We start from the raw sequence: 24,757 nt of genomic DNA, 5'->3' as shown, positions 1-24,757 counted from the left end.
TCCTCGCTTACACGTGCTTCTTGTTCAGAATCACGCCGTTGGTGGTGTAACCCATGCGGTCGAGCGCTTCGAGCGCGGCAGCTCCCTCGGCTTCCTTCTTTGAGGAGCCGGAGCCGCGACCCTGACGAATACCATCGATCAACACCACAGCGGTAAAGGTGGGCGCATGCGCCGGGCCCTCGGAGCCAACGAGCTTGTACGCCGGAGGTTCGTGACCGTCGGCTTGCACGCACTCCTGCAAAAACGACTTGGGGTTCGCAGGATGCTCGGCACGCTCGGAAGCCAAATGCGGCTTAAGCGTACGGTGAATGAACTCCGCCGCAACGTCCCAGCCGGCATCCAGGTACAGCGCGCCCACGAGCGACTCATAGACGTTCTCGAGGGCCGAATGCAGGCCGCGCGCACCGGTACCGGTCTCGGAGGCACCAAAGATGATGATGTCGTCGATGCCCAGTTCGTGAGAAACCTCGGACAGCGTAGCGCCCGAGACAAGCGACACCTTCAAGCGCGTGAGCTTGCCCTCGTCAAACTCCGGATAGGACTCAAACAGGGAGCGTGCGACCACAGCGCCCAAAATGGAATCGCCCAAGAACTCAAGGCGCTCATAGCTGGCAGAAACCGGCTGGCCCTCGACTGCCGAGGGATGCGTAAGCGCCGCGCGCAGCAGCACCTTATTGTTGAACTCGTGGCCCAGGATTTCCTGGGCGCGCGTAAGTCGGTCGGATAAAGCCAAGACTTAGGCCTCCTTGGCAGCTTCGATAGCGTCGACGGCGTCGGCGACAGAGTTGAGCGAGAGCAGGGTCTCGTCATCGATCTCGAGGTTGAACTCGTCCTCGATAGCCGTAACCAGCTGCAGGCGCTCGAGCGAGTTGGCATCGAGGTCGTCAAAGGTGGTCTCCTCGCTAATTTCGGCAACATCGACGCCTAGAACGTCAGCAGCGACCTCGGCGATCTTGTCGAAGATTTCGGAGCGGTCCATAGCGCTTCCTCTCATAGTGCATGAATACCAAAAGAATGGTACCGCCCGGGCGGTACCAAGACACGGTTCTGATTCTACCCCACGACGTGCGCCGCGAAGCACATAACAGCACTCTTACTCGCTCTTATAAAACGATACCGTCCATAGAGTTGGCGACATTCTCGACCAGCCCGGCGCGCACGGCTTCGGCCGCCGCGAGCGTACCGTTTCTAACAGCCTCGACCGAGGTGGCGCCATGGCCGATCAGGACCACGCCGCGCAGGCCCAAAAGAATCGCGCCGCCCTTGGCGTCGCCCGAAAGCTTGGCTTTAATCTCGCGCATCTGCTTTTTGATGAGCAGCGCGGCAATCTTGGTGCCGAGCGAAGACATAAAGGCGCCCTTGAGCTCCTGCAGTAAAAACTTGGCAGCGCCCTCGGTGGCCTTGAGCGCAATATTGCCCGACATGCCATCGGCAACGACGACATCGAAGTTACCTGAGGTGATGTCCGTTCCCTCGCAGTTACCAACAAAGCCGGGAACGGCGGCTTTCATGGCCGGGAAGCAGGCCTTGGTAAAGTTGGAGCCCTTCTCGTCCTCGGTGCCGTTGGCAAGCAGGCCCACGCGGGGATGCTCGATGCCCAGGACGACGCGGGCATAGGCGCTACCCATCTGGGCAAAACGTACCATATCGTCAACCTCGACATCGGGGTTGGCGCCCATATCGCACAGCACCGTCAGACCGCCGGCGCGATTGGGCAGCGCATTGGTCAGACAGGGGCGCACCGGCTGCTTCTTGCCTTCGGCCTGATACCTAAACGGCGTCACATAGGCGGTGGCGGCGGCGGTCATGGCGCCGGTGGAGCCGGCAGAGAAGAACGCGTCCGCATTACCCTTCTTGATGGCGCGACACGACAGCACGATCGACGACTTGCGTTTGGTCATCACGGCGCGAATGGGATCGTCATCCATGGCGATAACGTCAGGTGCCTCAAGGGCCTCAACACGTGCATGGGAAGCGGCAAAGGGATTGACGATTTCGGCGGGGCCAGCTGCCAAGACCTCGATATCGGGATCGGCGGCAAGTGCAGCCTCGATACCATCGAGAACAACCTGAGGTTTCTCGTCTCCGCCCACAACGTCTACACAAACGCGAACGTTACTCATATACATGCTCCTTATACAAAAATGGCCGACTCATTGAGCCGGCCATTGTGGTTCCATTTGGAACGGCATCGCATCCAGAGTATACCGTTACTCGGTAACGATAACCTCGCGGTCCTTGTAGAAACCGCAGCTGGGGCAAACGTGGTGCGGAAGCTTGACAGCGCCGCAACGGGGGCACGTGGACTGAGCCGCAGCCGAGATCTTCATGTTGGCGGAACGACGGGTGTGAGTGCGGATACGACCCTGCTTTTGTTTAGGTACGGGCATAGTGACCTTCCTTATGAACTATCCAGTGTGGCGATTACGCGCAAGTAGCGATACTACCACAGTTTTACTCATCAAGCTTGAGATTCTTCAATGCTGCAAATGGATTTTCCGTGGCAGCGGCCCATTCTGCCTCTGCCTGGGCGGCGCAATCGCATTGCTCGACGTTGAGATTGCAACCGCATGTGGGGCACAGACCGCGGCAATCGGGCTTGCAGAGCACCACAAACGGCGTGTCCATGACGACCGCGTCGTTGATGGGCTCACCCAGATCGACGATGCGGTCCTCACACAGGAGCTCGTAGCCGTCCTCGTAGGCCTCGGGATCCTCGGGCTCCTCAAAGAGGTAGAACTCCTCGATCTCGCCGGCGATATCAAACGAGGCGGGCTCCAGGCAACGGTCGCACTCGCCGGTGGCGTGCGCGCGGACCATGCCCGTGAGCAAGACACCGGTACCGGCATTGGTAAAGACAACGTCGTAGTCGATGCCGTCCTGAAGCTGGTACTCCTTCTCGCCCACCGTGTAGGTGGCGACATCGACCTTACCGGTCAGCGGATACGAATCTCCAGGAAACTCGAGCTGCTCGGAAAGATCGACGGTAACGCTCGGAAACTCAGCCATTACCACTGACCATTCTGTTGGGCGGCACCCTCGTTGAGCTGCTGACGGCAACGGGTAACGGTGCCAGTCAGGCTCTTGAGGTTCTCCTCCAGGTGCGTAAAGACCTGCTCCGCGTAGTCCTCGGCAGCATAACGCGTCTCGCGCTCGTACTGCTGGGCACGATCGCGAATGTCGTCGGCCTGCTGCTGCGCAAGGCGGACGATCTCCTGCTCACCGGCAATGGTGAGGGCCTGCTGCTGAGCGTCGGCGATGATGGAATCAGCCTGAGCGGCGGCGGAAGCCATAAGCTCCTCGCGCTCCTTAAGGATACGGCGGGACTTCTGCCACTCCTCGGGATAGCTCATGCGGATCTCGTCGAGGATATTGAAGAACACGTCGGCGTCGATGACCTTGAACTGAGCGTTCTTGCCGAAAGGCGGCTTGGCTTCCTCGATCAGCCCTTCGAGCTCATCGACCAAGCTGACGATCCTATCGCCAGGAAAATTCTCGCCCGGCATCCGGTCTCCTTTCATAGGTAACATATCATCGTGCTAGTTTACCACATGCCACCAGGCAATAAAAAACGTCACGAAAAGCGATGTCTGAGCGCTTCGACCACGTTGGGCGGCACAAACGTCGATACATCGCTGCCGAGCGAGGCGATCTGGCGAACGACCGAGCTCGAGATGTAACCGTACTGCGGAGCACTCATGACAAAGATGGACTCCAGCTCGCTATCCAAGCGATAATTGAGGTCGGCCTGCTGCAGCTCATACTCAAAGTCGGTCATGGCGCGCAGGCCCTTGACCACGGCCCCCGCCCCCTGCTCACGAGCGAAGTCGACCAAGAGGCCGGTAAAGGGCAGGACTTCGACGCCGTCGATATTACCGAGCGCCTCGCGGGCCAGCGCCACGCGCTCATCGAGCATAAACGTGGTGCCCACACCGTTTTTACCCTGCGACTCTGCAACAGCGACGATCACACTGGGAAAGATGCGGCGGGCGCGGCGGATCACATCGATATGGCCAAACGTGATGGGATCGAAGGTGCCCGGGACGATCACGCGGTTGATGGTGTCATTCATGGGCGTCCTCCTGAAACGTCGTGGCATCGTTGTTATCGGCATCGGTGACGGCACTATCGTCCTCACCGTCGTCATCGCCGACCCAACGAAGCAGGTCGACCGAGGTAATGCCGTAGCGCTTCTCACGTACAGTCTCAAAGCCTGCCGGATGCGCGCCCGCATCGGCGGAGGCATGCTCATACAGGGCATAAGCGCCAGGCGCAAGCAGACCCTGCTGAGCCAGGTTCTGCAGCATTTCCTCGACCGGCTCGGCACCAAAAGCATAGGGCGGGTCGAGCAGGACCAAATCAAAGGGGCCGCCCGGTACACGACCGCGCGAGGCACTTGCCAGCATGTCGCCCGTGACCACACGCCAACGCGCACGGTCACGGCAGAGCGACTCGATATTCTTGGTAATGAGCCGCGCGGCGTTGCGATCGATCTCAAACGTCGTGAGCGAGCGGGCCCCACGAGAGAGCATCTCTAACCCTAAGGCACCGGAGCCGCCAAAGGCGTCCAGCACACGAACCTCGTCCAAATCGAAATCGAATGCCGACATGACCATAGATGCGCACGCCTCGCGCACGCGATCAGTCGTGGGGCGGGTGACATCGCGACCACGGGGCTCCTCGATCTTACGACCGCGCCATTCGCCGCCGATGATTCTCATCCTCCGCTGACCTCCTTAAAGATATGTCGATAACGCATGGCGACCGCCTCGCGCAAGGGACGCGTCGCCACAGAGTCAAGGTTGCAAGCATACCGCAAGAGCTCGACCGCGTCCAAATGGGCCCATTCGATAAGGTCCTCATCGGCATCCAGGTCCACAAAGCGCAAGGTCACGCCACCGTGCTGACGGTACCCCAGGATTTCGCCCTCGTGACGCAGACGCAGGTCCATCTGGGCAAGCGTAAAACCATCCGAGGTCTTTTCGAGCGACTGGAGACGGTCTTGTGCCGCCGAGGCGCCGCCATTGCCCTTGGAGTGCGTCATGACCAGGCACGTGCCCGACACGCTGCCGCGGCCCACGCGACCGCGTAGCTGATGCAGCGCCGCCAAGCCAAACCGCTCACCGTTCTCGATGACCATGACGGTGGCGTTGGGCACGTCGACGCCCACCTCGACCACCGTAGTCGAGACGAGCACGTCAATCTCGCCACGCTTGAAGGCGTCGATCACGCGATCCTTCTCCCCCGCTGGCATACGGCCGTGAAGGCGCTCGATGGCAAGACCCGGCAACGCCAGACGCAAGCGATCGAGCTCGGTCGCCGTATCGTGCAGCGGCACAGGCACGGTCACGCGGCCCTCGTCGTCGCGGGCGATACCGGGCACGTCTTCAAGCTCATCGGCCGAGTCACTCGGCTCCACGAGCGGGCAAATCACGTAGGCCTGCTGACCCTTTTCATGCGCCTCGCGGATGGCGCCATAGGCGAGGTCGCGGCTCGACTCGGTGAGCACGCGTGTCGTCACGCCAGCGCCAGGGACGGGCCGATGGCGGATGATACTCGTGTCCAGATCGCCGTAGACCGAAAGCGCCAGCGTACGCGGGATCGGTGTCGCCGTCATAACGAGCAGGTCCGCACCGGGGCCCTTCGCGCGTAGGGCGTTGCGTTGGCCAACGCCAAACCGGTGCTGCTCGTCGATGACGACAAGCGACAGATGATTGAACGCAACGTTATCCGAAAGCACCGCGTGGGTTCCAAAGAGGACGTCGAGCTCGCCCGATTCAAGCTGGGCATGGATCTGCTCGCGCTCTGAGGCCGGCGTGGCACCCGTCAGAAGCGCCCAGGACATGCCCGCCTGCGAGAGCAGAGGGCCGGTCTTATCGGCATATTGGCGCGCCAACACGCCCGTGGGCGCCATAACGCAGGCCTGCGTACCGCTATCGGCAGCCACAGCCAGAGCGCAGGCGGCAACGGCGGTCTTACCGGTACCGACATCGCCCAGCAGCAGGCGGTTCATCACGCGCCCACCATCGCACATATCGCGCAGGATATCTTGGAACGCGGTCTCCTGCTCGTCGCTCAGCGAAAACGGCAGGGCTTGCTTAAGCGCGGCCAGGTGCTCGCCCGCGGTGTGGGCATAGGGAACCACATCGACCAGGCCGCCGTCATTGCGCAGACGAAGCGCGAGCTGCAGGTACAGGCATTCCTCATAGGCCAAACGGCGGCGCGCAATGTCGCGCTCGGCCATACTCGAGGGAAAGTGAATCGAACGAAGCGCACGGGCATTGCTCATGAGCTTGCGCTTTGCGCGCAGCGGTGCCGGGATGGGATCAAAGGGATTGCCGACGAGCTCAAGAGCACCGCTCACAATGCGACGCATCCATGCCTGGCTTACGCCATCACTTACGTAGTGGACCGGCAAAATGGTACCCGCGGCACGACCATCCTCAAGCTTTTCAAAATGCGGCGAGGCCATCTGCTTAAAACCGTAGGCAAACTCGACCTTGCCCATCACGGCCAGGCGGTCGCCCTGTTTAAGCTGCTGGGCAATCCAGGGCTGGCGGAAAAAGGCGACCTGCAGCACACCCGTGTCATCCACGAGCGATACCTCGGTCACCTGCATGCGCGGACGAGGCTGCTTTTGAACAATGCGGTCGACCGTGGCAACGATGGTGCACACGGTCCCGATGGGCGCCATCTCGATGGACCATGAGCGGGTAAAGTCCAGATATCGATGCGGGATATGGAGAAGGAGGTCCCCCACCGTCCGGATTCCCAGACGGCGAAGGGCCTCCTCACGTTTACCCGAAACATATTTGAGTCGCGCGATATCCTCGCCGAGCGCATTGCTCTGGGCAAAGCGCTCCGAGACGCGCGGCACGGAGCATAGCTCGGACATGCTCAGATGCCTACTCGATCGAGAAGATCACGGGATAGAGCGGCTGCTCGCCACGATGGGCATCAATCTCCAAGTCGGGCTGAGCCTCCTCGATGGCGTCGACGATCTCCTGGAAGGCCTCGTCGGACAGCTCCTCGCCGGCCAGAATCGTCAGCGCGTCGCCTTCCTCTTCCTCCTGCATACGGTTGATGCAGTCGAGGGTGACCTGTTTCACATCGGAGCCGACCACGTCGATGGAACCGGCGATGATGCCCATGACGTCACCGGAGTGAATCGGAGAGCCGTCCGAGGCGCTGGAATCGCGCACGGCGCGGGTGACCTCGCCATCGCGGACCTCGCTGATGGCGTCGACCATGGCGGCGACGGCGTCCTCGAGCTCGGAATCGGGCAGGACGGCGAACAGCGCGGAGAACGCCTGGGGAACGGTCTTGGTGGGAACGACGGCGACCTTCTTATCGGTGCAGGCAGAGGCAGCGGCCTCGGCAGCCATGCGGATGTTGCCGTTGTTGGGCAGGATGATGACCGAGGTCGCGTTGACCTGGTCGACGGCGCCCAGCAGATCGGCGGTCGAGGGGTTCATGGTCTGGCCACCCGAGACGATCACGTCAACGCCGAGGGACTTGAGGATGTCGGCCTCGCCCGAACCGGCGGCAACGGCGACAAAGCCCAGCGCCTTGGCGGGCTCGGCGGCCTTTTCCTGATCCTCGTGGATCTTGGCGGTACGGTCGTGGGCCTCCATCTCCATGTTGTGGATAAAGACCTCATAGATCTGACCGAGCTGCAGCATGTGCTCGAGCACCAGGTTGGGGGTGTTGGAGTGCACATGGATCTTGTAGTCGGGATAGGCGCCCACGAGAAGCTCGCAGTCGCCCATGGAACCCAGGAACTTAAGGCACTCGTCCTCGTCAAACGGGGCGTCGGCCTTAAACAGGAACTCGTTGCAGTAGCGGAACTCCGAGCCCTCCCAATCGTCGTTGGCCTCGATCTCAACGCGACCAAGGGCCGCGTCGCGGGCAGAGACAGCGGAATCAAACGTGGCGGAGAAATCCTCGACAACGGTGCTGCGGCCAAGTGCTGCAGCCACAAAGTTCTCAAGGAAGATGGCGAAGCCAAAGGCGCCGGAGTCGACCACGCCGTTCTCCTTCAGAACGGGCAGCAGGTCGGGCGTGCGGGCGACGGACTGGTACGCCTCGACGACGATAGCATCGAGCGCATCCTCGGCCGAGAACTTCTTCTTCTCGCACTCATCGGCCTTGGTCGAGACATCGCGCAGGACCGTGAGGATCGTGCCCTCGATGGGCTTGCGGACAGCCTGGAAGGCAACCTTGACGGCACGACGGAAGGCGAAGGCAATGTTGGCGGACGTAATAGGCTCGTCGGCAGAGACAAGACCCTCGGCCACGCCGCGCAGAATCTGCGAGGTGATGACTCCGGAGTTACCGCGGGCACCCATCAGGGAGCCGTGGGTGATGGCGCCGGCGATGGCCTCCATATCGGCATCGGCGGGAAGGGCGGAAAGCTCCTTGGTCACCGAGGCGAGCGTGAGCGACATGTTGGTGCCGGTGTCGCCGTCGGGTACGGGGAAGACGTTGAGCTTGTTGATCTCCTCGGCCTTGTCGGAAACGGCAGCCGCAGCGATCGGAAAACAGGTGCGAATGGTCTTTGCAATCATGGGTATTTGAATCTCCGTTTTCGGATGCTAGTTCAGACGGCTCTTGAGCGCGTCGATATGGATGCCGATCTTAAGGCTGGCGGGATCGATCTGGGCGATCTCCTGCAGGGTAAAGGCAACGGAGCTCGAAAGATTGTGGCAGACGGACTTCATGTTGACGCCGTTCTCGAGCACGACGTGAAGATCGACCGTAAGGCCGTTCTCGTCGGCGGAGACAAGCACGCCCTTGCGGAGGCGCTGACCGGCAAGCAGGCGCACGCTCTCGGCGCCCTGGAGCTGTTCGGCCATACCGACGACGCCATAGCACGTCATCGCGGCATAACCGGCAATATCGGCAATAACGTCGTTCGAGACGCTCAGGCTGCCGTTAATGGTCTCAGACACAAGAATCTCCTTATCTGGTGCTCGCGGCACCATCTCGTGGGAGCAATCATTGGAATATTCTACAACGACCGCGCCATGTTGAGGTGGCGGGCCTCGGGATTACATCCTCGACACGAAATGTTGATACGGTAACGTTCGCGAACAGCGATCGCGGCATGAAAAAACCCGCCGCATAAGCGACGGGTTTTACAACCTGGCTCCCCGGGTAGGACTCGAACCTACAACAGCGCGGTTAACAGCCGCGTGCTCTACCATTGAGCTACCGAGGAATTTAAAGCCCAACAGAAAGGGCTGAAAAATTCTGGCTCCCCGGGTAGGACTCGAACCTACAACAGCGCGGTTAACAGCCGCGTGCTCTACCATTGAGCTACCGAGGAATAGGTGCGTGCTCTCAAGCAACGAAGTTTATTATACGGACGAATCAGCTCAGGGCAAGAACTTTTTTAAGAAATTTTCCGACCTAGTCATTGGGGACGTTCTTAAACGACCAGTCATTCAAGAACGTCCCCAACGACTACATGAAAGCGCCCTCAAGCGGATGTGCTTGAGGGCGCCTCTTGCTTGACTAGCTTTCGATATAGTCCTTGAGCTTGCTCGAGCGGCTCGGGTGGCGAAGCTTGGCCAGAGTCTTGGACTCGATCTGGCGGATGCGCTCGCGCGTGACGCCAAACTCGCGGCCGACCTCCTCGAGCGTACGGGGATGTCCGTCGACAAGGCCAAAGCGCAGCTCGATAACCTTGCGCTCACGATCGGCAAGCGAATCGAGCACCTGGGTGAGCTGCTCCTGCAGCATGGAGAAGCTGGCCGCATCGGGCGGAACGATAGCCTGGGAGTCCTCGATGAAATCGCCCAGCTGGGAATCCTCTTCCTCGCCGATGGGGGTCTCGAGCGACACGGGCTCCTGCGAGATCTTCTGGATCTCGCGAACGCGGTCGGCGCTCATGTCCATCTCGGCACCGATCTCCTCGGGGGTCGGGTCGCGACCCAGGTCCTGAAGGAGCTGGCGCTGCACACGGACGAGCTTGTTGATGGTCTCGACCATGTGCACGGGAATACGGATGGTACGGGCCTGGTCGGCGATAGCGCGCGTAATGGCCTGACGGATCCACCACGTGGCGTACGTGGAGAACTTAAAGCCCTTCTGGTAGTCGAACTTCTCGACGGCGCGGATCAGACCGAGGTTGCCCTCCTGAATAAGGTCCAGGAACAGCATGCCGCGACCGACATAGCGCTTGGCGATGGAGACGACCAGACGCAGGTTTGCGCTGATGAGTGCCTGCTTGGCTTCGAGACCCACGTTCTCAATGCGCGTAAGACGACGCATTTCGGTACGCGTGAGCTCGAGCTCGCCTGCCTCGGCAGCCTCGAGCTTCTCGGTGGCCTCAAGACCGGCCTCAATCTTCATGGCCAGATCGACCTCTTCGGAGGCGGTCAGCAGGTCGACCTTGCCGATCTCCTTGAGGTACATACGGACCGGGTCGCCGGTCAGCATCACCGTGGAGGCATCGATGCCGCGCACGCGGGAGCGTGAACGGGACGTGCGCACGGTGCGCTTCTTCTTGCTCTTGGAAGAACCCATCTCGGCGTCGGCCTGACGGGCCATCTTGAGCTCGTGATCGTCGAGCGAGCCGGAATCGTGCTCGTCGTCGTCATCGAAATCGTCGGTATCGGTATCGTTATCGTCATCGTCGACGTCCATGGAGGCGTCGTCGTTACCGCTCGCGGAGATAATCTGGATGCCGCTGTTGCGCAGCGCGGAATACACCGCGGTGAGCTGCTCGTCAGAAACATCGATATCCTTCAGGGCGACCTGAATCTCGTCCTCGGTTACCGAAGTCCTGTTTGAGCCGTTGCCCATGAGCTTTGCAACGTAGGATTCCAGCCCAGTACCCGTGCTCTCAGTCTTTTTTGGCACAGATTCTCCCTTCATAGTCCACAGGACTCAATACTTTAGCACACACATTAACGTCTATACCCAAAAAGAGGGCTGGATATAGGCGAGAATACGCTGGTTGACCACAACATCTAGGCTTGTTCGGTGCCTGCGGCCTCCAGGCCAATCAAACGGAACGGGTCCGCCACGCCGCCGATTGACTTTTGCAGTTCGCGCTGACGCTGCGAATCCTGCGCGGCCTGCATGGTTAGCGCGCGACGGGCCTCATCATCGAGTGAACGGTCCTGGCGCAGCTTGGCCTGTGCGGCACGCATGCGACGCTTGATGGTGTAGAGCTCAAGCGTATCAAGCATAAACACGATGTTCGTCTCGGTGGGGTGCTTGCTCGTCGCGGAGATGCGCCCGGCACTCACAAGCGTTGCCGCATCGGGACACACTGAGCGCGCCGCATCCATGCAGGCTGCAGGATCGGTTCCCGGCGGCGTTGCCAGAACGGCCCATGCAATGGACTCGTGACGCGGGTCAACCCACTCGATGGAGCAGATGCGGTCGGCATACGTGCGGAACAGGTCGGGGTAGCTCGTGAGCATCGTCAACAGCTCGCGCTCCCCTGCCAAGGACTTGCGTTCAAGATCGGTAAGAACCATCGGCGCCGCCGCAGCCGGTGCGCCCGAACCGTCAGCCACAGGCACAGCGCCCATACCATCAGGCACATCGATCGGCGGCAGGTCGTCGACGACCTCCACGGGCGCGGCGCCGTAGGCATCGAGCGGGACGTAGTCGTACGGCTCTTCTTCGACCGGCGCGGACACCGGCGGCGTCGCGCCCGATGCCCAAGCACCGCGACCGGCATCGCGAAAACCCGACGCCCGACCGCCCGCGCTACCGGACCGCTCAGTCTGTGCCCGCTGGCGCTCATAGTTCTGCTCACGACGTCGTTCCGCATCCTCGCGCTTGGCGACATCGCGAAACACACGACCCGAGCTCGCGCGCACCGTCTCCAGATCCAAACCCAGCAGATCGGCAATCTGGATAAAGTACGTATCGATCATATAGCTATCGCGCAGCGGATAGATGAGCGTGAGAGCGTCCTCCAGCGCCTTGGCGCGACCGCCCGGCGTGGTGATATCGCTCGACTCCTGCAGCGAACGGTACACGAAGTCCATGAGCGGCTCGGCAGCGTCGATGCGCGCCTGCAACGCCTCGCCGCCATGCGCCGTGATGAACTCCATGGGGTCGTTGCCGTCGGGAAGCACCACGCAGCGCAGGTCCATCGAATCCTGCTCGATAAACTGAATCGCGCGGCGCGCGGCCTTTTGACCGGCCGCGTCGCCATCGAACATATATACAATGCGCTTGGCAAAGCGGGTGAGCGTCTTTACATGATGTTCCGTCAGCGCCGTGCCCAGCGTGGCGACGACGTTTTTAATCCCCGCCTCCCAGCAGGCGATGCAGTCGGTATATCCCTCCACCACAATGGCGGTATCCTGCGCGACGATAAACTCCTTGGCCCAGTTAAAGCCGTAGAGGTTTCGCTTTTTATGGAACACGCTCGTCTCGGCGGTGTTGAGGTACTTAGGCTGTCCGTCGCCCATAATGCGCCCGCCAAAGGCGATGTTATGACCCTGCTCGTCAAAGATGGGAAACATCACGCGGTCGTAAAAACGGTCGGCAAGCTGCCCGCGCCCACGGCTCACGGCCACGTTGGCGTCGATCATCTCCTGCGGGGTAAAGCCCGCCTGCGACAGATGCGACACCAGCGCGTTGCGACCCGGAGCAAAGCCCAGGCAGTAGCGGCGGCAGACGTCGCCGCCCATACCGCGGCTTGCGAAATACTCGCGCGGACGGCTGTCCTTACCGCGCATGAGCATGGTGTGGTAGAACTGGGCGGTTTCGGCACACAGGTCATAGATGCGGGCGCGCTTGGTGCCGCGCTCGCGATAAGCGCCGGTATCGTGCAGCTCAATGCCGGCACGGTCGGCCAAGTAGCGAATCGACTCGGGAAAGCTCAGGTTCTCGCGCTTCATAATGTAGGTGAAGACGTCGCCGCCCTCGCCACAGCCAAAGCAGTGCCACACCTGCGTAGCAGGGATAATGTGAAACGACGGGGTCTTTTCGCCATGGAAGGGACAGCAGCCCCAAAACTCATGGCCGCGGGGCTTAAGCTCAACCGTTTCCTGCACGATGGCAACCAGGTCGGACGCAGCACGCACCTGGTCTTTTTCCTCATCGCTAATCACGGATGCTCACCCCCTGCTCACCCAAATGATGACGGATATCGTCAATATTACCCTCGACGGTCGCGATCAACTCGTCCAGCGAATCGAACACGCGCGATGGGCGCAGCCAACGCGTAAACGCCAGCGACACCGAGGCGCCGTACAGGTCGCCCGCATACCCGATCAAGTTGGCCTCGAGATGCGCCGAGGCGGCATCGTCGGCATACGTCGGCGGCAGGCCCACGTTGACGGCGGCAGGCCATACGGTATCGTCGACCAGCACCAGGCCCTCGTAGACGCCATCGGCAGGAACCTGAATGCCCTCAGGCACCTGAATGTTTGCCGTGGGAAAACCCATGTCTGAGCCCTGGTGACGACCACCGGCAACAATACCGCGCAGCATATACGGGCGGCCGAGCAGCTCGGCGGCAAGCTCAACATGACCCTGGCGCAGCTCATGGCGAATACGGGTGGCGCAGATCGTCTGCCCATCGACGCACAGCAGCTCGTGGCCATAGACGTCAACGCCGCGCTCGGCTCCCCAAGCCTGCATCTCGGCAACACCCGAGGCACCGCCGCGGCCTAACCTAAAGTCGCTACCCACACGGATCGAGCGGATATCGACGACGCGCGACAGCAGCTTAAGAAAGCCCGCATGGTCGAGAGCCGCCACCGCAGGCGTAAAGGGAACGGCCACGACCGCATCGACCCCGGTGAGAGCCAGGGCATGCAGACGGTCAGCCGTCGTCATCAATTTTTGCGCGGGCGTAGGGCTCACCACCACGTCCGGGTCGGGATCGAAGGTGACCACGACCGCCTTGCAGCCATGGTCACGCGCATCGCGAACGACCGCGTCGATCAATTCGCGATGCCCCCGATGCACGCCGTCGAACACGCCGATGGCGATCGACGCGGCACCCAGGCACGCGCAATCATCAAATGCATCGGCGGCGACGATGCGGGCCTCATCCGACTCGCCCGCGAAAAAAATACGCGCGAGCTCGTGGGAGGCCAGCATCATCGAACACCGCCGATCGCCTGCGGAAAGACATGCTCCATAACAAAGCGGCCGCCCTCGATACGGGCAAGCGCCTTGAGCCCGCCATCGAGCACCAGCGCAAACGGCGCCTTCGACGCATCGAAGCTCGCAAGCGCGCGCTCAATAGGAATACGACGTCCGCACAGCAGATCGTCAGCAAGATCACCCGGCAAGTCGACGCGCGTGGCGCCCAGTGCCGCAATGGGATCCAGGGCAAAGCCGGCAGCGGACTCAGCAGAAAGTTCCTCGACTGCATGGCAGGCACCGATGGAAACAACACCGGAGGCCGTACGGCGCAATGCAGAAATATGCGCCGCGTTGTCGCAGGCACGACCCAGGTCGCGAGCGAGCGCACGGATATAGGTGCCCTTACTCACCGAAAACGCCACGGTCCAAACGCAAACGTCGCCCTCGCCGCTCACGGCAATCAGGTCGGCGGAGTACACCTCGACCGGACGCGGGGGCAGTGACACGGCATTGCCCCCGCGCGCAGCCTTATAGGCGCGCACGCCGTTGACCGAAATGGCCGAAAACGCCGGCGGCACCTGCATCTGCGGGCCCAGCATGGCGCACAGGCGCTCGCGGGCATAGGCCGGATCACGCAGGTCGACAGCAACGGGCACCGTGCGGACGGCCTCGCCCTCCGCATCATCGGTATTGGTCTCGACGCCAAACGAGATGTCGGCGACGTAGCTTTTGGTATCGAGCGTGAGCATGCCCAGCAGGCGCGTTGCCTGGCCCACGCCCACCACCATGACACCCGACGCCATGGGGTCGAGCGTTCCGGCATGGCCGACGCGCCGCTCATGGAGGGCGCGTCGGCATTGCGAAACCACGTCGTGGGACGTACAGCCCACCGGCTTATCGACGGCGAGCAGCATATTAAGTTGAGAGGGTGTACGACGAGCCATGTACCATCCAAAAAGTTAGAGCTCGACGGTCACCGAAGCGGGATCCTCCCCTACCAGCTCGGCCAGCATGGGAAGTGCCACGGTGAGCGTCTCGGAAATCGTTCCGGCGTTGGTGAAGCCGGCGGCAGCGTGGTGCCCACCTCCGCCAAAGTTGGCCGCAATCTCGGAAACATCAAGATCGCCCTTGGAGCGCAGGTTGCCGCGCACCTTGGTATCGCCCTCGATGCCCTTAAGGAACAGGCAGACCTCGACGCCCATCACCGCGCGCACCACATCGACCAGGCCGTCGCACTCATCAGAGGTGACGCCGCATTCCTTAAGGTCACTTTCGTACGCGTAGCTATATGCCACGCGCCCGTGCGCGACCGTCTTGATACGACCCATGACAATGGACTTGAGGTGCAAGAACTCGACACGCATGCTCTGGTAGACCTCGAGCGCGACGCGCGCTGGATCGGCACCGTGCGCCACCAGACGCGAGGCAGCATGAAACGCGGCGGCGTCGGCGTTCTGATACTGAAAACGACCGGTATCGGTGACCAGGCCGCACAGCAGGCAGGTCGCGATGCTATCGCTTGCGGTAATGCCACAATCGGCCAAAAAGCGGTCGATGATCATGGCGCAGGCAGCGGCATTGACACACCTAAGGCTGACCTCGGCAAACTCCTCGCGCGCCGGGTGATGGTCAAAGCATGCCACATGGGCCGAACGACGGAGTACCTCGGCGGAATTATTGAGGCGCTCGACGACCGGCACGTCTACCGAGATGAACAGGTCAGGGTTGCCGGCGTAGGCAGATGCCGGCACCAGCAGATCGGCGCCCTCCATAAAACGGTAGATGCGCGGAACGGGATCGTCGTCTGCCAGCAGCAGGGCGATGTCCTTGTCGGGGAACACCTTCATAAGCGAAAGGCCCAGGCCCAACACGGAGCCCAAGGCATCGCCGTCGGGAGAAGTGTGACCCGAGATCGCAATGGAGGACGCATCCTCGATGAGCTCGAGGATGCGTCGTTTAATATCTGCAGACTCGCACGAGGCGAGGTCGGCGGAATTAGTCATCAAAAGCTGCCTCCTGGGCGGCATCCGCTATGGGGTAGCCGTCCTCGTCCTTTTCGATCGCAAGCGTGGCCGGAACGTTTTCCAACGCACGCGTGATGCGCTCGGCCTCATCGGTCGAGCGATCGATGCGAAAATCGAGCTCGGGCGTGACGCGCCAATCGAGCGAGCGAGCCAACAAGCTGCGAATACGGCCCTTGGCGCTGGCGAGTGCCTCCATGACCTCATCGTAGCGGCTCGCATCGCACGACACGTACACGCGCGCGAACGAACGGTCCACCGCGACCTCGACCGCGGTCAGGGTGACCAGGTCGAGACGCGGATCGGAAACCTCAAAGAGCAGGATATAACCGAGCTTCTCGCGGAGCTGCTCGCCCAAACGGCGGGTTGCCTGCGTTTGCTTCATAGCGCTACCCCCTACTCGGTACGGGCAACCTGGTCGATGCGGTAACCCTCGATCTGGTCGCCGGGCTTGATGTCCTGGAAGTTCTCCAGGCCAATGCCGCCCTCGGAACCGCTCTTGAGGCTCTTGGCCTCGTCCTTGTAGTGGCGCATCGAGGCGATCTTGCCGTTGAAGACCACAATGCCGTCACGCACCAGGCGCACGGAATCGGTCGCGGCGATCTCGCCCTCCTCCACGCGGACACCAGCGGCGATACCGACTTTGGGCACCTTGAAGGTGTCCAGGACGGTCGCGGTACCCGTGGAGACCTCGACCTCGGTGGGCTTGAGCATGCCGATGCGGGCGGCGTCGAGCTCCTCGAGGCACTTGTAGATAACGTCGTAGCAACGGATCTCGACGCCCTCGCGCTCGGCGGCGGAGCGGGCCTTGCCGTCGGGACGCACGCCAAAGCCGATGATGATGGCGTTGGAGGCGTCGGCCAGGACGACGTCGGTCTCGTTGATGGCACCGACGGCGGAGTGGATCGTGTTGATGCGGACCTCGGACTGATCCATCTTGTCGAGCGAGTCCTGAAGGGCCTCGATGGAACCCTGGACGTCGGCCTTGATGATCAGGTTGAGCTCCTTGACCTCGGCGTCGGCGATGGTCTCGAAGAGGTTCTCGAGCGTGACGTGCTTCACGCGGCTCTGCTCCTCGATACGGGCCTTGAGCGAGCGCTCATCGGCCAGGGCGCGAGCCTCGCGCTCGTCCTCGAACACGCGGAACTCGTCGCCGGCGTTGGGCACGGACTGCAGGCCCAGGATCTCGACGGCGTCGGAGGGGCCAGCCTCGGTGACGGCGTTGCCCTTGGGGTCGAGCATGGCGCGGACGCGGCCGTAGGTAAGGCCGGCGACCAGCGTATCGCCCACGTGCAGGGTACCGCGGGTCACGAGCACCGTGGCAACCGAGCCGCGGCCCTTGTCGAGCTTAGCCTCGAGGACGTTACCGGAGGCAAAGGTGTCGGGGTTGGCCTTGAGCTCGAGCACGTCGGCCTGGAGCAGCACGGTCTCGAGCAGGTCGTCGATACCGATCTTCTGCTTGGCCGAGATGTTGACGAACATGTTCTGTCCGCCCCACTCCTCGGGGATGATGCCGTACTCGGTGAGCTCCTGGCGCACGCGGTCGGGGTTGGCGCCCGGCTTATCGATCTTGTTGACGGCGACGACGATGGGTACGCCGGCGGCCTTGGCGTGGTTGATCGACTCGATGGTCTGAGGCATGACGCCGTCGTCGGCAGCCACGATCAGGATGACGATGTCGGTCACCTTTGCGCCGCGGGCACGCATAGCCGTAAAGGTGGCGTGGCCCGGGGTATCGATGAAGGTGATCTTGCGATCGTTGATCATGACCTGCGAAGCGCCGATGGCCTGAGTGATGCCGCCCGCCTCGCCGGCAGCGACACCGGTGTGACGGATGGCGTCGAGCAGGCTCGTCTTGCCGTGGTCGACGTGACCCATGACGGTGACGACCGGGGCGCGGGGCTTAAGGTCGGCGGGATCGTCGTAGAACGAGAAGGTATTCTCCTCCTCGGGGGTGATGATCTTAATCTGACGGCCCAGGTCGTCGGCAACGAGCTCGACGAGGTCATCGGACATGGACTGCGTCATCGTGAGCGGCGTGCCCAGCAGGAACAGGCGCTTGATGATGTCGTTGGCCGGAACGTCGAGCGCCTCGGCGAGCTCCTGGACGGTAACGCCCTGGGAGACCTTGATGGCGTCGAGCTCCTCGGGGTTCACGCCCTGGGCCAGCGCCTCCTCAATCTTGCGCTCCTCCTGAGCCTTAGCAGCCTCGCGCTCGCGCTTCTCCTTGCGCTTCTTGCGGCGACCGGTGGACTCGCGAGAGGCCTCCTCGACGGCGGCGCGGGCCTCCTCGAGCACCTTCTCGCGGCTGTACTCCTCGGCCTCACGAGCCATGCGGCTGTAGTGGTCCTCATCGTTGCCGTGACCGCCCTTGCGCTTCTTGCCCTTGCCCTGTTTATCGGGGTTGGGGAAGTCCATGCCGGCAGCGACGTTGTTGCTGGCGTTGGTGCGATGGCTGTGCGGACGGCTCTCGGAGACGTTGCGCTCGGAGTTGTTGTCGGAGGCGTTGCGATCGTTACGACGGCCACCGCGACGGTCGTTGTTGCCGCCACGACGGTTGCCGCGCTCGGCGGCGCGCTCGGCCTTGGCCTTCGCCTCGGCGTCCTTCTTCTCCTTGAGAACGGTCTCCTGTGCGGCGATCTGGTCGAGCAGCGAACGGAAGCGCGAACCGGAGTCGGAAGCGGGGACAGCGCGGCGCTGGGCCTCGCGGGCAGCCTCCTCCTTCTCGCGGGCAAGGCGCTCCTGCTCGGCTTTCTTCTTGGCCTCGGCCTCAGCGCGGGCGGCCTCCTCGGCAGCCTGGGCGGCGGCGAACTGGCGGCGCTCCTCCTCGCGTGCCTTCTCGGCGGCGATGCGCTCGCGCTCGGCCTCGGCAGCGCGCGCTGCCTCCTCGGCGGCGGCTGCCTCCTCCTCGGCCTGCTTGGCGGCCTCGACTTCCTTGGCGCGGGCCTCGATCACCGAGGCGAGCTGCTTGCGGACCATAGCGACGTAAGCGTCCTCCAGAGCGGAGGAAGCGGACTTAGCGGGAATCTTCATTTCGGCGAGATGACCCATCAGTTCCTTGGAGGTCATGCCGAACTCTTTGGCCAGGGTGGACACACGGACTTTTGCCATATGACTTCACCTACCCTTTCTGGCACCTTGGGTGCCTAGAGACTGAACGAGCGTGGGAGATGCGCCGGGACCCGCCCGACGCGACCGCGCGCTAGATCAGGTCCTCCGCATCATCGAAGGCATCGGTGTCGTGGACACCGCAGAAACGGGAGCCCGGACGGGCCTGGTTGCGGCACTGGACGCCGTCCTCGGACACGTACTCGCAGCGACGGACATCATCGTCCTCCTCGTCACCGATCAGGTCGGCAGCGGGCTCCTCGTGAACGGGGACGTTCTTGAGGATGTCGGCGGCAAGGGTCTCGGACTTGATGTCGATGTGCCAGCCGGTCAGGCGAGCGGCGAGGCGGGCGTTCTGGCCCTCCTTGCCGATGGCGAGCGAAAGCTGGTCGTCGGGCACGATGACGCCGGCGTAGGCCTTCTCCTCGTCGATGAGAACGCGGGTGACCTTGGCAGGCGACAGGGCGTTGGCGACGTAGACGGCCGGATCGGCATCCCACAGGATGACGTCGACGCGCTCGCCGCGGAGCTCGCCCACGACGGCGCGGACGCGGCTGCCCTTGGGGCCGACGCAGGCGCCCACGGGATCCAGGCGGTCGTCGAGCGAGTGGACGGCGACCTTGGAGCGCTGGCCGGGCTCGCGGGCGATCGACTTGATCTGGACAGTGCCCTCATAGATCTCGGGCACCTCCTGCTCAAACAGACGACGCATGAGCTCGGGGTGGGTGCGGGAGATGACAATCGGCGGACGGCTGTGCTCGCCGCGAACCGGCTGCAGGTTGGAGTTGGGATCGCGAACGTCGATGATCACGGCCTTGATGTGCTGGTTGTGCAGGTAGCGCTCGCCCATCGGACGCTCGTTGCGCTCGTTCTCGTAACGGCGCTGGTCAAAGTGCGGCAGCTCGGCCTCGACGCCATCGCGGATCTTGACGATCGTAAAGTCGGGCGTGGACTGCAGCACGGTACCGCTGATGAGGTCACCGATGCGGCCGGAGAACTCCTCGTAGATCTGCTCGCGGGCGGAGTTGCGAACGATGGCGTTGATCTCGGCCTTGGCGTGCTGGGCAGCGATGCGGCTCGTGTTCTTGGGGGTAACGTCGATCTCCTCGAACTCGGTGAAGTTGCCCTCCTCGTCCATGGAATCGTCAATCGGCTCCAGGCGGTAGACGTAAATCTTGCCGGTGGTGCGATCGATGGTCACCTTAGCGCCCCAGTCAAGATGCAAAATCTCGGCATAGCTCTTGGCGAGCGACTGCTCCAGACGGTCGATCAGGTAGAGCTGGTCGATGTGCTTATCCTGGCAAAGCTCCATCAGGGCGGACATCATGTCGGATGCTGCCATCTTATTTTCCTTCCTTCGCGGGCTTGAAGTCATAGGTGGGCTTCAACTTGCACTTTTTAACATCAGAAAAATCGAGGGTGACGGACTCGCCGTCCTCGAGCTCGAGGGTCACGTCGATCTCGGTCGAGGCGGCAATCTTGCCGGTGTACTTGCGACGACCCTCGGTGGCAGTGGAGGTGAGCTCGCAGTTCTCGCCCACAAAGCGGGCAAAGTCGCGCGGGCGGCGCAGCGGGCGCGCCATGCCCGGGCTCGACACCTCGAGCGTATAGCTCGAAGAAATGGGGTCGAGCTCCTCAATCACATCGCCGACCCACTTGGTGTTGGCCGTGACGTCGTTGAGCGACAGGCTCTGACCCTCGGCGCCCTCGATACGTACGCGCACGCAGGGGGCCTTGGTGGCACCCACGAGCTCAACGTCGACGATGTCGACATCGTGCTGGGGGGCGACGGCCTCGAGCGCGTCGATAATCGCCTGCTCGGTCTTGGTCTTGACCATTGCGGCACCTCCATCCATACAAAAAAGAAGCGGGGCCGAAACCCCACTTCTTTCATTTACAACTTCATTTGCAAGCAAACTATACCAATACCTGCGAATACGTGCAAGCACAACGCAAACCCGCAGGTCAGCGTGCCCACAGCATCTCCACAAGAATAGAACAATTGAACGAGATACCCCATTCGGCGCTCACCCAAAAGCCCCAAAACGGGCCATGCGTCCCACCCCGTCAGGCGAATCGGGCCCTATGGACATTCCACCCCTGGGCGCGCATCAGTCAGACTGCCCGTAAGGGACATTCTGGAACAGATAAACCGGACGCACGCATTGACCGCACAACCTTCCAGATCCTCTACGGCAAGGAGGCACCATGAAACGCCTAGGCACCCTCTGCGCAACCGCGCTCGTCGTCGCTGCCTGCTCGTTCGCTCTGACCGGCTGCAGCGACATCGATGGCAACACCGGACCATGCGAGCCGGATCTTAGCAGCACCAAAGCCATCGAAAAAACGACGCCTTCGGAGCGTTTCGACAAAATAGACGAAGACATCGTCGACCCCCAGGGTTTGGGTTTCGACCCTCAAGAACAATTCCCCATCGACCTAAAGGCAGACGAGAACGTCCATGTTACCTGCGTGGGCAAGGACACAGATGGCTACGGCGACGCCGTGTTGGTCTTTGCGGTGACAAACAACACCGATGTCGACATGATGTTTGGCGATGTTGATGCTTATGCCTATGTCAACGGTGTCGTCCGCGACGTGCGCATGCGCAAGCCCGTCGCCGCAGGCGAAGAAACGACCGCTATGCTCACCTTTGTAGGCACCTTCGACGATCCAGGCTTTGACGTGAACAGCGACCTCAACGACATCTACCTCAACATCTGGATGTTTGAGGAGCAGACGGGCAATGTCTACTTTAGGGACCTGGTACACAGTCCATAGCGGGTGACATGGAACATAAGCCAAGCAGGGTACACAACGAAAGACGAGGGACGACCCAGCCGGATCGTCCCTCGTCTTAAACACGTCAACTATGCTCGCAGTGCTTACTTGACCACCAGGTTGACCAGCTTGCCGGGCACGCAGATGGCCTTGACGACCGTCTTGCCCTCGAGCCACTTGGCAACGGCTTCCTCGGCGGCAGCTTGCATCTCCTCGTTGGAGGCATCGCGGGCGACGTCGATGCGGCCGCGGACCTTACCGAGCACCTGAACGACGATCTGCACCGTGTCCTCGATGGACTCAGCCAGGTCAAACTCGGGCCAGGCGGCGGTGTAGGCGTTGCCCTCGCAGCCGAGGGCCTCGTGCCACAGCTCGTCGGCCCAGAACGGGCAAATGGGGGCAAGGACGCTCACGATATCCTTGGCCACACCGTAGCACAGCGCCTTGTCACGGTCAGCGCCCTCAGTGGCGTTGAGGTAGGCGCTCGCCGCGTTGACGAGCTCCATGACGGCCGAGATCGCAGTGTTGAACTGGCCGCGATCGAAGTCCTCGGTGCACTTGGCGATGGTGCGGTGACGCTCGCGATAGAGCTTCATCGCAACCTCATCGAGCGCGGACTTGTCGAAGGCCACGTTGGCATCGCCGGACTGGACGAGCTGCCAAACGATACGCCAGGCGCGCTTGATAAAGCGGTTAGCGCCCTCGACGGCCTTGGGATCCCAGTCGAAGTCCTTCTCGGGCGGGGCGATAAACAGGATCGCCAAACGCATGGTGTCGGCGCCGTAAGGTTCGATGACCGAGCTCGGGGGCACGACATTGCCCTTGGACTTGGACATGGTGTCGCCGTTCTCGTCCTTGACCATGCCCTGGCACAGTAGGTTAGTGAAGGGCTCGTCCACGCTCAGCAGGCCCAGGTCGCGAAGTGCCTTGGTAAAGAAGCGGCTGTAGAGCAGGTGCAGAATGGCGTGCTCGATGCCGCCGATGTAGTTATCGACGGGCATCCAACGGTCGGCGGCCTCGCGGGAGAAGGGCAGCTCGGTGTTGTGCGGGTCGGTATAGCGCAGGTAATACCAGCTGGAGCAGGTAAAGGTGTCCATGGTATCGGTCTCGCGCTTGGCCGGGCGGCCGCAGACCGGGCAGGTGGTCTCGTAGAACTCCTTGCACTCGGCGAGGGTTTCGCCGGCGCCCAAGTCCAGGTTCTCGGGCAGCGTCACCGGCAGCTGATCCTCGGGCACGGGCACGATGCCGCAGTGCTCGCAGTGGATGGCCGGGATGGGGTTGCCCCAATAGCGCTGACGGGAAATGAGCCAGTCGCGCAGGCGGAACTCGACCTTGCGACGGCCGCAGCCCATGGCCTCGAGGTCGGCCACGATCGCAGCCTCGCCCTCGGAGTGCTTACCGCCGCGCATGCCGGTGTACTTGCCGGACTGGACGAGCGTGCCCTCGGCAGCATGGGCGCAATCCCAGTCGACGGTCTCGGCATGGAAGGTATCGATGGTCTCGCCGCTGGCCTCGACGGCAGCGCGATCGTCATCGTCCAGGATGATCGGCACGATCGGCAGGTCGTACTTACGGGCAAACTCAAAGTCGCGCTGGTCGCCACAGGGAACGGCCATGACGGCGCCGGTGCCGTAGTCGGCCACGACGTAGTCGGCAACCCACACAGGGACCTTCTCGCCGTTGACGGGGTTTACCACATAGCGGCCCGTGAAGGCACCATGCTTCTCGAGGGTGCCCTGGGCACGCTCGACGGCAGAGATATGCTTGGAGTCCTCGACGATCTTTGTCACGGCCTCCTCGTACTCCGTGCCCTCGACGAGCTCGTGCAAGCCGGCGTACTCGGGAGCCAGGACAAAGAAGGAGACGCCAAAAAGGGTATCGGCACGCGTGGTGAAGACGGTGATCTTACCCTCGTCGCCCTCGATGGGCTCGCCGTCCTTGTCGCACAGGGTAAAGTCGACCTCGGCGCCCTCGGAGCGACCGATCCAGTTGGCCTGCATCTGCTTGACGCGCTCGGGCCAGCCGGGGAGCTTCTCCAGGTCGTCGAGCAGCTCCTGAGAGTACTCGGTAATCTTGTAGTACCACTGCTCCAGGTCGCGTTTCTCGGGCTCGGTGCCGCAGCGCCAGCACTTGCCCTCGGTAACCTGCTCGTTGGCCAGAACGGTCTTGCAGGTGGGGCACCAGTTAACCGGGTTCTTCTTACGGTAGACCAGGCCCTTTTCCCACATCTTCTCAAAGATCCACTGGCCCCAGCGGTAGTAGTCGGGGCTGCAGGTCTTGACCATGCGATCCAGATCGTAGGAGAAGCCCATGCGCTTCATCGTGGCGAGCGCCTGGTCCATGTTCTTATACGTCCAGGCGGCAGCCTGCGTGTTGTGCTTGATGGCGGCGTTCTCGGCGGGCAGGCCAAAGGCGTCAAAGCCGATGGGGTGCAGCACGTCAAAGCCGCGCATACGAGCCTGACGGGCCATGGCATCGCCGATGGTGTAGTTGCGCGCGTGGCCCATGTGCAGGTCGCCCGACGGATACGGGAACATCTCGAGCACATACTTCTTGGGCTTGCTGTCGTCGGTGTCGACGGCAAAGAGGTTGGAGTCCTCCCAGGCCTTCATCCACTTGGACTCAATGGCCTGCGCGTCGTAGGCAGGGATCTCGTCCTTATGATCTGTGCAATCGCACATATCAGCTCCTTTGTTAGCTGGGTTGGGGCGGGGCGTTCTTACCTTTACTCGCTGCTGCGGACAGTCCTGCTCGCACGAAGAGCACATTAAGTGCTC

General features: G+C 62.0%; 22 protein-coding genes and 2 tRNA genes. 1 reads left to right on the top strand and 23 read right to left on the bottom strand.

The genetic code is table 11. The features are described from left to right. Positions 1 to 7: 7 nt before the first annotated feature. The 22 genes from rnc to rimP all read right to left on the bottom strand — a co-directional run bounded on the left by rnc (position 8) and on the right by rimP (position 21,037). Positions 8 to 733: a ribonuclease III gene (gene rnc, locus ACGHIZ_RS05450; protein WP_138112385.1), complete on the bottom strand. Its 726-nt coding sequence runs from the start codon at positions 731 to 733 to the stop codon at positions 8 to 10. Between the two features lie 3 nt (positions 734 to 736). After that, positions 737 to 979: an acyl carrier protein gene (locus tag ACGHIZ_RS05445; protein ID WP_055286398.1), complete on the bottom strand. Its 243-nt coding sequence runs from the start codon at positions 977 to 979 to the stop codon at positions 737 to 739. Positions 980 to 1,103: 124 nt separating this feature from the next. Next, on the bottom strand, positions 1,104 to 2,123 hold the full coding sequence (plsX, locus tag ACGHIZ_RS05440; protein ID WP_390449770.1) for a phosphate acyltransferase PlsX: 1,020 nt from the start codon (positions 2,121 to 2,123) through the stop codon (positions 1,104 to 1,106). Between the two features lie 87 nt (positions 2,124 to 2,210). Then, the gene (rpmF, locus tag ACGHIZ_RS05435) at positions 2,211 to 2,390 is read right to left on the bottom strand and encodes a 50S ribosomal protein L32 (RefSeq protein WP_022094017.1); all 180 of its coding nucleotides are present in this window, start codon (positions 2,388 to 2,390) and stop codon (positions 2,211 to 2,213) included. Positions 2,391 to 2,454: 64 nt separating this feature from the next. Then, entirely contained in the window at positions 2,455 to 3,009 is a 555-nt protein-coding gene (locus tag ACGHIZ_RS05430) for a DUF177 domain-containing protein (RefSeq protein WP_117847656.1), read from the bottom strand. Beyond that, positions 3,009 to 3,506, bottom strand: a complete 498-nt coding sequence (locus ACGHIZ_RS05425; RefSeq protein WP_040358176.1) for an ATPase — start codon at positions 3,504 to 3,506, stop codon at positions 3,009 to 3,011. Before ACGHIZ_RS05425 ends, ACGHIZ_RS05430 begins: the two co-directional genes overlap by 1 nt. A gap of 68 nt (positions 3,507 to 3,574) precedes the next feature. Next, a complete protein-coding gene (coaD, locus tag ACGHIZ_RS05420; protein WP_152068081.1) occupies positions 3,575 to 4,072 on the bottom strand; it encodes a pantetheine-phosphate adenylyltransferase in 498 nt (165 codons plus the stop codon). After that, positions 4,065 to 4,721 (bottom strand): 16S rRNA (guanine(966)-N(2))-methyltransferase RsmD, encoded by a 657-nt coding sequence (gene rsmD, locus ACGHIZ_RS05415; RefSeq protein WP_390449765.1) that lies wholly within the window; start codon positions 4,719 to 4,721, stop codon positions 4,065 to 4,067. The genes coaD and rsmD overlap by 8 nt, the downstream gene beginning before the upstream one ends. Further along, positions 4,718 to 6,895, bottom strand: coding sequence for an ATP-dependent DNA helicase RecG (recG, locus tag ACGHIZ_RS05410; protein ID WP_390449762.1), 2,178 nt, complete (start codon positions 6,893 to 6,895; stop codon positions 4,718 to 4,720). Before recG ends, rsmD begins: the two co-directional genes overlap by 4 nt. A 10-nt stretch (positions 6,896 to 6,905) precedes the next feature. After that, entirely contained in the window at positions 6,906 to 8,567 is a 1,662-nt protein-coding gene (locus ACGHIZ_RS05405; protein WP_161161449.1) for a DAK2 domain-containing protein, read from the bottom strand. A 27-nt stretch (positions 8,568 to 8,594) separates the two neighbouring features. Then, the gene (locus ACGHIZ_RS05400) at positions 8,595 to 8,984 is read right to left on the bottom strand and encodes an Asp23/Gls24 family envelope stress response protein (RefSeq protein WP_187361832.1); all 390 of its coding nucleotides are present in this window, start codon (positions 8,982 to 8,984) and stop codon (positions 8,595 to 8,597) included. A 161-nt stretch (positions 8,985 to 9,145) separates the two neighbouring features. Continuing rightward, positions 9,146 to 9,220 (bottom strand) — tRNA-Asn (locus ACGHIZ_RS05395). 33 nt (positions 9,221 to 9,253) lie between these two features. Further along, a tRNA-Asn gene (locus tag ACGHIZ_RS05390) sits at positions 9,254 to 9,328 on the bottom strand. A gap of 188 nt (positions 9,329 to 9,516) precedes the next feature. Next, positions 9,517 to 10,866 (bottom strand): RNA polymerase sigma factor RpoD, encoded by a 1,350-nt coding sequence (gene rpoD, locus ACGHIZ_RS05385; protein WP_390449757.1) that lies wholly within the window; start codon positions 10,864 to 10,866, stop codon positions 9,517 to 9,519. Between the two features lie 110 nt (positions 10,867 to 10,976). Beyond that, positions 10,977 to 13,085, bottom strand: a complete 2,109-nt coding sequence (gene dnaG / locus ACGHIZ_RS05380) for a DNA primase (RefSeq protein ID WP_390449754.1) — start codon at positions 13,083 to 13,085, stop codon at positions 10,977 to 10,979. Then, the gene (gene ribF / locus ACGHIZ_RS05375) at positions 13,078 to 14,082 is read right to left on the bottom strand and encodes a riboflavin biosynthesis protein RibF (RefSeq protein ID WP_390449751.1); all 1,005 of its coding nucleotides are present in this window, start codon (positions 14,080 to 14,082) and stop codon (positions 13,078 to 13,080) included. The genes dnaG and ribF overlap by 8 nt, the downstream gene beginning before the upstream one ends. Continuing rightward, complete coding sequence (gene truB / locus ACGHIZ_RS05370) at positions 14,082 to 14,984, bottom strand: tRNA pseudouridine(55) synthase TruB (protein WP_390449748.1); 903 nt, start codon at positions 14,982 to 14,984, stop codon at positions 14,082 to 14,084. The genes ribF and truB overlap by 1 nt, the downstream gene beginning before the upstream one ends. A 45-nt stretch (positions 14,985 to 15,029) precedes the next feature. Next, positions 15,030 to 16,073 (bottom strand): bifunctional oligoribonuclease/PAP phosphatase NrnA, encoded by a 1,044-nt coding sequence (locus tag ACGHIZ_RS05365; RefSeq protein WP_390449745.1) that lies wholly within the window; start codon positions 16,071 to 16,073, stop codon positions 15,030 to 15,032. After that, the gene (gene rbfA, locus ACGHIZ_RS05360; RefSeq protein WP_390449742.1) at positions 16,066 to 16,476 is read right to left on the bottom strand and encodes a 30S ribosome-binding factor RbfA; all 411 of its coding nucleotides are present in this window, start codon (positions 16,474 to 16,476) and stop codon (positions 16,066 to 16,068) included. The genes ACGHIZ_RS05365 and rbfA overlap by 8 nt, the downstream gene beginning before the upstream one ends. A gap of 11 nt (positions 16,477 to 16,487) precedes the next feature. Beyond that, complete coding sequence (gene infB / locus ACGHIZ_RS05355) at positions 16,488 to 19,202, bottom strand: translation initiation factor IF-2 (RefSeq protein ID WP_390449739.1); 2,715 nt, start codon at positions 19,200 to 19,202, stop codon at positions 16,488 to 16,490. A gap of 91 nt (positions 19,203 to 19,293) precedes the next feature. Next, positions 19,294 to 20,541, bottom strand: a complete 1,248-nt coding sequence (gene nusA, locus ACGHIZ_RS05350) for a transcription termination factor NusA (RefSeq protein ID WP_390449736.1) — start codon at positions 20,539 to 20,541, stop codon at positions 19,294 to 19,296. A 1-nt stretch (position 20,542) separates the two neighbouring features. After that, positions 20,543 to 21,037 carry a ribosome maturation factor RimP gene (rimP, locus tag ACGHIZ_RS05345; RefSeq protein WP_390449733.1) on the bottom strand — a complete coding sequence of 165 codons (495 nt, stop codon included), beginning with the start codon at positions 21,035 to 21,037 and terminating at the stop codon, positions 20,543 to 20,545. Positions 21,038 to 21,407: 370 nt separating this feature from the next. Here rimP and ACGHIZ_RS05340 point away from each other — a divergent pair, with 370 nt between their 5' ends. Next, positions 21,408 to 21,980 (top strand): hypothetical protein, encoded by a 573-nt coding sequence (locus ACGHIZ_RS05340; protein WP_390449730.1) that lies wholly within the window; start codon positions 21,408 to 21,410, stop codon positions 21,978 to 21,980. A 104-nt stretch (positions 21,981 to 22,084) separates the two neighbouring features. Here ACGHIZ_RS05340 and leuS read toward each other — a convergent pair whose 3' ends face one another. Further along, positions 22,085 to 24,661 carry a leucine--tRNA ligase gene (gene leuS, locus ACGHIZ_RS05335; RefSeq protein ID WP_390449727.1) on the bottom strand — a complete coding sequence of 859 codons (2,577 nt, stop codon included), beginning with the start codon at positions 24,659 to 24,661 and terminating at the stop codon, positions 22,085 to 22,087. Positions 24,662 to 24,757: the final 96 nt, after the last annotated feature.

The organism is Collinsella sp. i05-0019-G5 (genome assembly GCF_042851345.1).
Taxonomy (GTDB): Bacteria; Actinomycetota; Coriobacteriia; order Coriobacteriales; family Coriobacteriaceae; genus Collinsella.
This window is presented reverse-complemented; position numbering and strand designations above follow the sequence as displayed.